General features: G+C 36.8%; 10 protein-coding genes. 5 read left to right on the top strand and 5 right to left on the bottom strand.

The genetic code is table 11. The annotated features are described in order from the left end of the window. Positions 1-60: 60 nt before the first annotated feature. From AC0INN_RS13030 to AC0INN_RS13010, 5 genes are all read left to right on the top strand, one after another. Positions 61-537 (top strand): Dps family protein, encoded by a 477-nt coding sequence (locus AC0INN_RS13030; RefSeq protein WP_172284572.1) that lies wholly within the window; start codon positions 61-63, stop codon positions 535-537. 91 nt (positions 538-628) lie between these two features. Continuing rightward, complete coding sequence (pncB, locus tag AC0INN_RS13025; protein ID WP_273650537.1) at positions 629-1,807, top strand: nicotinate phosphoribosyltransferase; 1,179 nt, start codon at positions 629-631, stop codon at positions 1,805-1,807. A gap of 51 nt (positions 1,808-1,858) precedes the next feature. Beyond that, positions 1,859-2,329, top strand: coding sequence for a YciI family protein (locus AC0INN_RS13020; RefSeq protein WP_273650536.1), 471 nt, complete (start codon positions 1,859-1,861; stop codon positions 2,327-2,329). Positions 2,330-2,497: 168 nt separating this feature from the next. After that, entirely contained in the window at positions 2,498-3,472 is a 975-nt protein-coding gene (locus AC0INN_RS13015) for a DUF6624 domain-containing protein (RefSeq protein ID WP_273650535.1), read from the top strand. 126 nt (positions 3,473-3,598) lie between these two features. After that, positions 3,599-3,835, top strand: coding sequence for a hypothetical protein (locus AC0INN_RS13010; RefSeq protein ID WP_172284580.1), 237 nt, complete (start codon positions 3,599-3,601; stop codon positions 3,833-3,835). 122 nt (positions 3,836-3,957) lie between these two features. Here AC0INN_RS13010 and AC0INN_RS13005 read toward each other — a convergent pair whose 3' ends face one another. The 5 genes from AC0INN_RS13005 to AC0INN_RS12985 form a co-directional block, all read right to left on the bottom strand. Continuing rightward, complete coding sequence (locus tag AC0INN_RS13005; RefSeq protein WP_273650534.1) at positions 3,958-7,056, bottom strand: efflux RND transporter permease subunit; 3,099 nt, start codon at positions 7,054-7,056, stop codon at positions 3,958-3,960. Next, positions 7,056-8,168 carry an efflux RND transporter periplasmic adaptor subunit gene (locus tag AC0INN_RS13000; protein ID WP_273650533.1) on the bottom strand — a complete coding sequence of 371 codons (1,113 nt, stop codon included), beginning with the start codon at positions 8,166-8,168 and terminating at the stop codon, positions 7,056-7,058. Before AC0INN_RS13000 ends, AC0INN_RS13005 begins: the two co-directional genes overlap by 1 nt. A gap of 8 nt (positions 8,169-8,176) precedes the next feature. Beyond that, positions 8,177-9,451 carry a TolC family protein gene (locus tag AC0INN_RS12995; RefSeq protein ID WP_273650532.1) on the bottom strand — a complete coding sequence of 425 codons (1,275 nt, stop codon included), beginning with the start codon at positions 9,449-9,451 and terminating at the stop codon, positions 8,177-8,179. A gap of 101 nt (positions 9,452-9,552) precedes the next feature. Beyond that, positions 9,553-10,917 (bottom strand): sensor histidine kinase, encoded by a 1,365-nt coding sequence (locus AC0INN_RS12990; protein WP_273650531.1) that lies wholly within the window; start codon positions 10,915-10,917, stop codon positions 9,553-9,555. Positions 10,918-10,919: 2 nt separating this feature from the next. After that, complete coding sequence (locus AC0INN_RS12985; RefSeq protein WP_172284590.1) at positions 10,920-11,594, bottom strand: response regulator transcription factor; 675 nt, start codon at positions 11,592-11,594, stop codon at positions 10,920-10,922. Positions 11,595-11,753 lie beyond the last annotated feature (159 nt).

Below are 11,753 nucleotides of genomic sequence, written 5' to 3'. Positions count from 1 at the left end.
TCAGGAACCCACTATTTCGGCACAATATTTACTGCATTTATAGCATAAAAAAATAAACGTATGAAAAATGCCAGTATTATCGGTCTTAAAGAAACCGATTGTAAAAACATTTCGGAAAAGCTTAATGTACTATTAGCCAATTATTCAGTATTCTATCAAAACACAAGAGGTTCTCACTGGAACATCAAAGGTGACCAGTTTTTCACACTACATCCGAAATTTGAAGAATTATATAATAGCCTTGTATTAAAGATCGACGAAATTGCTGAAAGAATCCTGACCTTAGGAGCAACTCCCGGACATAATTATTCAGACTATTTAAAAATATCTACAATTAAAGAAAGTAAGGAAGTAAGTGACGGAACGAAAAGTGTAGAAATCATTTTAAATTCTTTCAAAGTAGTTTTGGATCTTCAGAGAGAGCTTCTTGATATTACCGAGAAAGCAGGAGATGAGGGAACAAATTCACAAATGAGCGACTATATTACGGAGCAGGAAAAAGAAGTATGGATGTATAACTCTTATCTGGGTAAATAACCCACAAAGATCATCGATATATAAAAAAAATCGTCTTACATTTAGACGATTTTTATTTTTAATTATTAAATTTGCGTTAAAATTACACAATATGCACGACGTACGATTGAATTCCATTCTAGATAATGATTTCTATAAAATAACCATGCAGAATGCCGTGGTCAAATTATTTCCAAGCTCCATCGTTAAATATGAATTTATCAACAGAGGAAAACATCAGTTTCCGGAAGGTTTTGATATTGCCCTAAGAGAAGCTGTAAACAAAATGGCCGAACTTAAGCTCACCAAAGATGAGAAAAAGTTTATGGCGAGAACCTGCCCTTACATCGACCTTCCCTACCTTGATTTTTTGGAAGGGTATCATTATGATCCTTCCGAAGTAAAGATCCATCAGGATGCCGGTGATCTTTCGGTAACTGTTGAGGGGCTTTGGTACAGAACTATCTTGTGGGAAGTTCCTTTATTAGCACTGATCAGCGAGCTGCATTACGAAATGAACCATATGGAAAGGGATTCCAATGAAATCGTTATGCATAGAACCATAGAAAAAGCAGATTCATTAGGAAGGCTTGGTGTTACTTTCGCAGAATTCGGAACCAGAAGAAGACATTCTTACAAAGTTCAGAACCTGGTGATGGAAGCACTGACCCAAAAAAAAGACTCCACTTTCATAGGAAGTTCAAATGTTCATTTCGCCATGAAATATGGGGTAAAGCCTATCGGAACCCATGCACATGAATGGTTCATGTTTCATGCGGCCGAATATGGCTTCAAAATGGCCAACGAACTGGCCTTGGAACATTGGGTAGATGTGTACAGAGGTGACCTTGGGGTTGCTCTTTCAGACACATATACCACTGATGTGTTTTTCCAGCAGTTTGATAAAAAGTTTGCAAAGTTGTTTGACGGAGTACGCCATGATAGTGGTGATGCACTGGAATTTGCTGATAAGACGATCGCTCATTACAAGAACAATGGAATCAATCCACTCTTTAAATACATCATTTTCTCTGATGCATTGAATCTTGAAAAAGTAGAAGAAATCACTAAATACTGTAAAGGTAAAATCGGTGTTTCATTCGGAATCGGAACCAATCTTACCAATGATGTCGGTTTGAAACCGATGAATATAGTTATGAAATTAATTGGTGTACAGGCTCCAAATAAAGAATGGATCCCAACTGTAAAATTATCTGATGAACATGGAAAATATACAGGTGATCCAAAAATGATCGAATTAGCAAAAGAGTTTCTTAGAATAAAAGATTAAGTAGATGCTAGATGTCAGATCTCAGACTTATAACTAAATAACCACTGTATCATGAAATTTAAAATTTATTTTTCTCTTAGTTTCCTGATAGCAACTTTATCTGTCGCTCAAGAGAAAAAAGAGGTAAAACCGAAATTCAACCAGGAACTGGCTACTTCGCTGGGAGCAGATCAATATGGAATGAAGGCTTATACTATTGTTATGCTTACAACAGGACCCGCAAAGATTGAAGACAAAGCTAAAATGAGTGAGATAATGAAAGGACATATGACTAATATTGGAAAATTAGCTGACGAGGGAAAGATTATAGTAGCCGGACCTTTTTTAGAAAAGAATAAGGAAAATTATCGTGGAATGTTTATTTTCAATACCAAGTCTAAAGAAGAAGCCGAACAATGGGTAAAAACAGACCCTGCAGTAAAGGCCGGAGTCTTCAGCTATGAACTTCTTCCCTGGTATGGATCAGCTGCCTTGCCTCTGTATGTAAAGCATCACCAAGAGATCACTAAGGAAAATCCATAAACAGGCTTTTATCCTCTTTATATATTTAATTAAACAGGATAAATTACCTGAAAAACAAGAGACAATCTGGCTGTATTTGTTACAACTGTCCTTAATTGCTTTTGTTTTATATTATTTATTTCCAATTAAAATAATAATTATATCTTCACCCATAACAAAATAACAACAATGAAAATAAGACTATTTGTTTTGATATTTTTAGTATCAGCAAAACTACTCTTCGGGCAAAATACTCCAAAAGAATATACGGAGAAAGTAAAAAAGGCCGAAGGATTTTATAAAGCCAAGGATTTTAAAAACTCTGCTAATAATTATTCCGAAGCATTTAGGTCTAATGGGTGGAAAGCCTCTCTTAATGACAGATATAATGCAGCATGCTCATGGGCAATGGCATCCGTAACGGATAGCGCATTTTCTCAGCTGGAAAAAATTGCTACTCAATTTAGTAATTATAACCATATAACAGGAGATACGGATCTGAACTCTTTGCATGCAGATGTTCGATGGAAGCCATTGCTTGAAAAAATTAAACTCAACAAGGAGAAAGCAGATGCCAAATTGAATAAACCTCTGGTTGAAAAGCTTGGAAGCATTTATAATGAAGATCAAAACGGTAGACGCGAGATTGGAGAAATTGAAAAAAAATACGGCCGGGATTCAAAGGAAATGCAAGAGCATTGGAGAACTATAATTAAAAAGGATTCTTTAAATTTAATAGAAGTAAAAGCTATTCTTGATAAATATGGTTGGTTAGGCCCTGATGTAGTAGGTAACCAAGGAAACACTACCTTATTTCTTGTTATACAACATGCTGATTTGGAGACGCAGGTAAAATATTTGCCCATGATGAGGGAAGCTGTAAAAAATGGAAAAGCCCAAAGCGGTAGCTTAGCTCTTTTAGAGGATAGAATTGCTTTAAGACAAGGTAAAAAGCAAATTTATGGAAGCCAGATTGGACAAGATCCTGAAACTCACGCATTTTATGTATCACCTTTAGAAGATCCTGACCATGTAGATAAAAGACGGGCAGAAGTTGGACTTCCTCCATTAGCAGAATATGTAACCCATTGGAATATGAAGTGGGACCCGGAACAATATAAAAAAGATCTACCGAATCTCGAAGCCAAAGAAAAACGCAAATAGAATAAAATTATTTTCAGATAGTTCTATTCTCATGGAATAATTTACTACTTTAGTGTATCTAACTCATTCTTATTTACTTAATTATAAAAAAGTAATAAAAAATCACTAAACAAAAAAAATTAAACCATGAAAAAATCTAATTCAAAAAAACTTTCAAGAACAGAATTAAAAGATGTAATGGGAGGAACATTGTATCCGGCACAATGCCCGGGAGGATGCCCTGGTGAGGCCTTGATCAGATGTCCTGACGGCTCTACCACGATGACTAATTTTATATGTATGGGTGGAAGATGCGAACCGGCCGCAATGTGCAAGCCATTGGTTCTTGAGCCGTTCCCGGATCCGATTATCATCACGCCATAATCTGACCAAAGACAATATACAAAGTGAGCTTTCCGGCTCACTTTTTTTATTCATAAATCAAAAAAATGCCGGAATCCTCACATTCCGGCAAACAAAACTAACATGTAATAAAATTGAAAGAATTATAATGTTGCTTTGTATTTTTTCTGATATGCATAATAGAAAATAACAGGCAATACGGTAAAAGACAATATCATGCATATAATCAATCCTCCCACGATCATAATGGCTAAAGGCTTTTGAATCTCAGACCCCATTCCATTGGACATTGCTGCGGGAAAAAGCCCCATTGATCCCATCAAGGCAATCATTATCACCGGTCTGATTCTGCTTTGAACTCCCTGGCTGATTGCTTCTTTCAGGGACATTTTATTCTGAAGATTTTCTTTCATAACCCCTATTAATACAATTCCGTCAATTGTTGCAACACCAAACAGGATAATAAACCCTATTCCCGCTGAAATTCCAAAAATAGTTCCGGTAAACCAAAGTGATAAAAACCCGCCAATAAATGCAAAAGCCAATGTTACAGATGAAATCAGTGTATCTTTAATGTTACCGAAGTTAAAGTAAAGCAACATCAGGATAAGCAAGAGCGAAATCGGAACAACCATTGCCAACTGTTTGGCAGCCCTCTCTTTACTTTCGAATTCCCCTGCCCAGGTCATTTTATGGTTTTTAGGAATATGTACATCTTTTGCTACTTTTGCTTTTGCATCTTTAATCGTACTTCCAAGATCTCGTCCCTCAATATTAAATCCGACACCAATATATCGGCTATTACCTTCGCGATAAATAAAGGATGGCCCGGTATGGTAGTCAATCGTTGCAATTTCCTTCAACGGCACCTTCTTATTATCCTGTGTCGGAATCAGAATATTTCCTATTTTCTCCGGATTATCACGATATTGTTTTTCAAATCTTAGCATCACGTCAAACATCCTTTCATCTTCATAGAATTTTGTTGCTGCCTGCCCTCCGATAGTCATTTCAATCACCGCCTGTGCATCAGCAGTTGAGACACCGTATTTTGCCATTTTGGAATCATGAAGCTGGATCCTTAATTCCGGTAAGCCTATATTTTTAAAAACATTCACATCGGAAATTCCGGGTACGGTTCTAATGGAATTCGCAACCTGATTGGCATAGTTTTCAAGCTGGAAAAGGTCATTACCAAAAATCTTGATCACCAGAGGAGCCTTTACCCCTGCCACATATTCTTCCACATTATCCTGAATAGGCTGGCTGAACCCAAAATTAATGCCGGGATATTTTTCCAGCGAAACCCTCATTTCCTCCAGAAGTTCTTCTTTGGAAATCTTTTTCTTCCATTCATTTTCAGGTTTCAACTGAATATTAAATTCAATATTAAAAAACCCCGTCGGGTCTGTTCCGTCATTCGGACGACCGGTTTGCGTCATTACAAATTCCACTTCATCATATCTGGAAAGTAATTGTTTCATTTCTTTAGTAAGCCTCACGGATTCATCGAGATTTACACTATTGGGAAGGGTGGCACGAACATAAATTGCCCCTTCATTAAGCTTTGGTAAAAATTCCGATCCATAATTGGAAAACCTCCATCCACAAATAACCAAAAGAACCCCAAATCCTATAATAAAAGTTTTTTTGTAGCGTGCGCTTAACGCGTAAAGCTTATAAATGTTCACCCTGAAAAATTTCGAAATAAAATTCTCCTTTTCTTCTATATCCTTCGTGAGCAAAAGTTTACACATTGCAGGAACATAAGTTAAACTCAGAATCAAAGACCCCAGCAAAGCATACCCTAGGGTAAATGCCAATGGAGAAAACATTTTGCCTTCTACTTTCTGGAAGGAGAAAATAGGCATTAACGCTACAATAAGAATTAAAAGGGCAAAGAAAATATACCCTGCAACACTTCCCGCACTTTTCTTGATAATGCCCAGTTTCGACATTTTATTGAATCGCCGTAAGCCTACCTTTTTGGCCTTTTGTTCGAGAGCTACAAAAACATGCTCTACAATAACGAGTGTACCCTCCAGAAGCAGACCAAAGTCAAGGGCTCCCATTGAAATAAGATTAGCCGGCAATCCCTGGATCCTCAGCATAATGATCGCAAATAAAAATGCCAAAGGAATAACCGACGCCACAATAAATGTTGTTCGCCAATTGTATAAAAATATAAATACAATAATAGATACCAGAATCACCCCTTCCACCAAATTTTTGGATACGGTATGCACAGTGGTATTTACAAGTTCTGTACGATCGATGATAGGAACGATCTTTACATCGCCTGGCAATTCTCCTCCGTTCAATTCACCGATTCTTTCTTTAAGACGTCCAATCACCTCACTCGGATTCTCCCCACGAAGCATGATCACAATTCCTTCTACAACATCATTTTCTTTATTGTACCCCACCTGCCCTAACCTTGGCTTGGCAGAAACTTTTACTTCGGCCACATGCTTCACCAGAATCGGGGTGGATCCTTTAACCTCAATTTGTATGTTTTCAATATCTTCTTTACTTTCCAGAAGCCCTATACCACGAACCACATATGCCTGATCTCCTTTTGAAACCACATCTCCCCCTACATTAATATTACTTTTGGAAACAGCTTCATAAACATCCAATGGCGAAAGATCATAATTATGTAATTCAGTTGGATTGATCTTTATTTCATAAATCTTTTCTTCTCCCCCGAAACTTACAACATCCGCAACCCCCGGGACCGCACGAAGCTCTCTTTCAATCACCCAATCCTGAATAGAGGTAACCTCTTTAATAGGCAATTTACTTTTAATGATGTATCTGTAAATTTCTCCGGTAGCACCTGAAGGTGGTTCTATACTGTAATTTGCTCCATTAGGAAGTTCAACATTCCCCAATCGGTTCGAAGCATATTGCTGGGCATAAAAATCATCCACATGATCATCAAAAATAACCGTCACCACAGATAAACCAAATAAAGAAATAGACCGTACTGAGGTTTTATTCGGTATTGTGCTCATTTCTTTTGAAATTGGAAGCGTGACAAATTTTTCTATCTCTTCAGCACTTCGTCCCGGCCATTGTGTAATTACCCTCACCCTGGTGTTTGTAACATCCGGAAACGCTTCTATTGGAGTATGCATGTAAGAATAAATTCCACCAGCAAGCAAAAGCAGAGTACCCAGAAGTACAATCAAAGAATTTTTTAACGAGAAAGAAACTATACTTTGTACAAATTTTCGCATTACTTCGTAGAATTATTGGATTGATTTTTCATGTTTTCGTAGATAAGCAATCCATTGGAAGCAATAACCATCTCCCCTTCTTTAAGGTCTCCTTCTACATAAATGTACTGACTGTTGGATGCCACTTCGGTAACAGCTCTCATTTCTATGGCACAATCTTTTTTATAGACCACAACATAACTTTGGTTATTATCAAAGATCAGAGCTTTGGCAGGAATTGCCAATGCTGTTCTGTTTTGTGCATTAATAGGTAAAACAATATCTGCAGACATTCCCGGTCTAAGTTTCATATTATTATTGTCCATAATAATTTTAGCTTTCAACACTCTTTCATTTTCATTAAAAACCTGGGAGATGACATTAATCTTTCCGGAAAAACTATCATCCGGATAGGCAAGCGTTTTTACTACTACAGGCTGATTCACGTACACATGTCTCATATTGGTAGCATACACATTAGCCATTACCCACACCTTATCAAGATTAGAAATGGTAAAAAGCTGTTCACCTCCGGCAGTTACAGGCATACCGGTAGAAATATTTTTAGCAATTACGTAACCATCTGCAGGAGCTTTAACCTGCATATTTGTACTGCCTGCAGAATACAGCTGCATATTCTTTTTGGTTTTGGAAATATTGGACTGTATGATCTGAACTTCAGACCTTGCTTCCTGCAAATCTTTTTGTGAGGCAATATCATCTTTATACATTGCCTCCACAGAAGAGAGCTTTCTTTTAGCAACAGCCAACTGAGCCTGTAAAGTTTGGGTATCATCCTGCATTTCGTTTAGGGATACACTTTTTATACTGGCAAGGACTTGTCCTTTTTTTACATAATCACCCAGGGAAAAATAAGTATCCGTAACCACTCCATCCACTAAACTTACAAAAGGAACTGTTTTATCAGAATTGCTTTCAACTTCTCCGGTAAGAGTAATACTTTCTTCCACAGAGCGCATTTCTACTTTTGCCAGCTTAAGATCTTTTTTTAGCTCTTTGCTAATGCAGTAGTTTTTGGATCCGGTATTTTCATTGAGCTTTTTCTCTGTGCAACCGGTCAGGACAACAAGTGCTAAAAAATAGCCAGCTGCCATATATTTTGTGCTATTCATTTTCATATTTATAAGTCTTGCCCTACAACGTACTGTAGGTTTTCATAATATTGATTAAGTTCTTTTTTCGTATCGAGTATGATCATTTTATTTCCGATGTAGGTTTCCAGGAAATCCATATATTCCAGCATGCTGATATTTCTCAATCTGAAGTTTTTCTCATGACTGGCCAATAAACCATCCAAAGTACTTTCATACGGTCCATCAAGTTCCTCAGAAATCTTTTGCGTTCGGGTATAATTCTGAAATACGGAAACGATTTCATTTTCCGATTTAAGGATGTTTTTGCGGGTCTCAAAATTGGATTTGGTAACCTCCAGTTTAGCCTCCTGGATATTTCCTTTATTTCTGTCGAAAACCGGAAGATCAAATGAAATACCCAACCCTACAAAATCCTTCATGATATTTCCACCCCGGTCATATCCCACGGAGAGCGCTATGTCAGGAGTTCTGAGAGCTCGTTGTAATTCAAGATTTTTTTGTGCGTATTTCTCTTTATTTTTTGTAATCCGGATGTCCGGACGATTTTCTTTGGCAATATTCAGCCAGTTGGATAATTCCAACTCAGAAAGCTCCTTTTCAGGAATTGACAAATGATCTGTAATAACAAGATAAGATGTAGCCGGAAGAATGAGTAAAGCTTTTAACTCGACCTGTTGTTCCGCAATTTCCTGTTGTAATGAAATTAATTTCTTTTTGAATTCAATTTCCTGGGCCTTCAGCCTCACATATTCGGATTTGCTTATGTTTCCAAGGTTTAACTGATTCTGATAGGATTTTGTTAGTTTTTCTATAGAGGAAATCTGACCGCGATACAGTTTCTGCTGTTCCTGATTGTAGATAACCTCTGTCAGAGTATTTCGTAATAACTTTTTCAGCTCACGCAATACTTCCTGCAATTCATACTTTTCTCCATCTACTTCAATTTTCTGTAGTTCTATATTTTTCCTCCTTTTTCTTGCAGTCTGGATTACCTGCTCTATCTCAGCAGAGAATTGGGTATTCTTTCCCCAATTCCCTATTAAAGCTGGCTGCTGTTCGATATCGTAAGTACGCCAAAGATTAACTTCATTGACAGTCAGCTTAGGATTAGGCCAGAATTTCGCCTGAACGACACGGGCTTCCGCCTGGGAAATTTCCAGTTTTTGCGCAATAATATCAAGGTTATTCGCAAGAAATAATGTTTCCGCTTCTTTTCTTCCAATCTGCAACGTGTCCGCAATTTGTGCCGAAAAGAACCCGAAAAAATGAATATAGAATAGTGTAAAAATGATTTTCTTCAAGGTCTTCTGTTTAAGACCACAAAGCTATTTTGTAAACATTAAAGCCAATTCCAAATACCATTAAGATTCGGTTAGTCCAAAATTAGAATTCGATTAGAAAACTATTTTGTAACCGGAAATATGAGCGATACCTGGGTTCCTGAGCCCACAACAGAATTAATTTTCATCTGAATATGATGATGATCGAATATGCTTTTAGATAAGGATAGGCCAATGCCACTTCCTTTTATATTATCTACATTTTTTCCGCGATAAAAAGTTTCCGTGATCTTTTGAAGATCATCCTCCGAAATACCTCTGCCCTGGTCCTTAACTTCAATCAATAAATGTCTATCCTGTTCTTCAGACAACACAATCTCTACAGAATGATGCCCGGAATATTTAATAGCATTTTCAACAATATTGTACAATGCCAGATAAAGCAAAGTTTCATTACCCGGAAATTCCAGTAAATCAGGAGTGTTTACCAGAAGATTGATTTTAATAGAAGAGTTATTTTCCTGGGCTTTAGGATTTAGCTTTTCATATATCTTCCAGATCAGCTCGTCAATTCTTACCTGCTGGTGAGAATTTTCAAGCTTCGTAAGACCTGACATCAACAGCAGGTTATTAAGGATACTTTCAATTTCATATACATTATCCAATGATTCTTTCACCACTTTACGGTATTCTTCAGGCGTCCGGTCCTTTTGAGCAAAAACCTCAAGATTGCCCGAGATAGCGGCTAATGGTGTTTTAAATTCATGAGACACATAGTTGATAAAATTCTGCTGAAGCAAAATACTTTCAGAAATTCTTCCAAACAATTTATTATAGGACTTGATCAGGTCATCTATTTCATCATGAGTATGGGTAGATGTAATTGCGCTGGAAATATTGGTATAATCTACATTATTGATCCTATCCACAACATTGGATAGAGGTTTATACACGATTTTGGAAAGATACCTGCTCAGGAAATAAATAACAAGTAATCCTAAAATCAGTACTGCCAGCATAATTATGGAAAGCCTTACCATTTGTGATTTAAAAGAATCATTCGGGGCTTTGACAAAAACGACAAAGTCACCCTGATTATCCGGATAGAATATGCCGTAATAAAAATTATTCCCGGCCATAAACTGTACCATCTTATTATTTCTTGCAGACTTCAGATGAAGTGCTTTGATATTCTTATCATTCAGGTTCTGCCCAAAAGTAACTTCATTGTATTTATTGTAAACGGCTACTTTTTTATTCTCTATCAAATGATTGTATTCCGTTTTTATCTGGGCATGCCTGCTTTTTGGCAATTCATCTTTTTCCAGATAATAAATGGCAGAAATAAGGGCCGTATTTCTTAATCTTTCAAAATAAGAGATTCTGGTACTGTCATAATAAGCAAAAAACACCACCGCAAAAGCGATGATGGTAACAATACCGAATGAAAGACTCGAAATTATGGTAAACCTGTTTCTTAACGTCATCTTTAATCTTTAATCAGATATCCTGTTCCTTTAATTGTGTGGATAATCTTTTGATCCGTTTCATCAATTTTATTCCGCACATAAGAAATGTACACATCAACAACATTCGTCGTACTGTCAAAATCAATTCCCCATACATTATGTAAGATCTGAGTCCTGCTCAGAACTTTGTTTTTATTTTCTAAAAGGAAAGTCAAAAGTTTATATTCTGTAGGGGAAAGTTCAATTTCTTTATTATCCTGAACCACTTTGTGGAGATCTGTATCAATTGTAAGGTTACCACAACGTAAAAGCTGCGATCCTTCCTGATAGCTTAATTTATTTCTTCTGGTCAATGCTTTGATTCTCGAAATCAATTCTTCAAAATGGAATGGCTTTGATAAATAATCATCGGCTCCCAGATCAAGCATTTTTATTTTATCATCAGGACTATTCAAAGCGCTAAGAACCAGAATCGGAGTATAATTTTTTTTGAAGCGGATGATCTGCGTCAGCTGCATTCCATCCAGCCCTGGCAACATAATATCCATGAGAATAATATCAAAGTCATAGGTACTGATTAGATCACGGGCTTTCTCTCCGGAATCTGCGAGAACCATTTGATATCCGGCCTCGCCCAAGCCTTTGACAAGAAATTTACTGATTCGCTCATCATCCTCTACTAACAAAATGTTCATAAACACTTAAATTTCCTATAAATATAAGTATTCTTATTCAGAAAGGAGATTGTGGAAAGAAAGCTGGGAGCAATTGAAATCTTACAAAAAGTCACTAAGTATTTTATTTTTATCTATTTAAAAAACTTAAACTATTTAACGGAAAACAACAGGTTCCTG

This window comes from Chryseobacterium subflavum (assembly GCF_055762745.1).
This window is presented reverse-complemented; position numbering and strand designations above follow the sequence as displayed.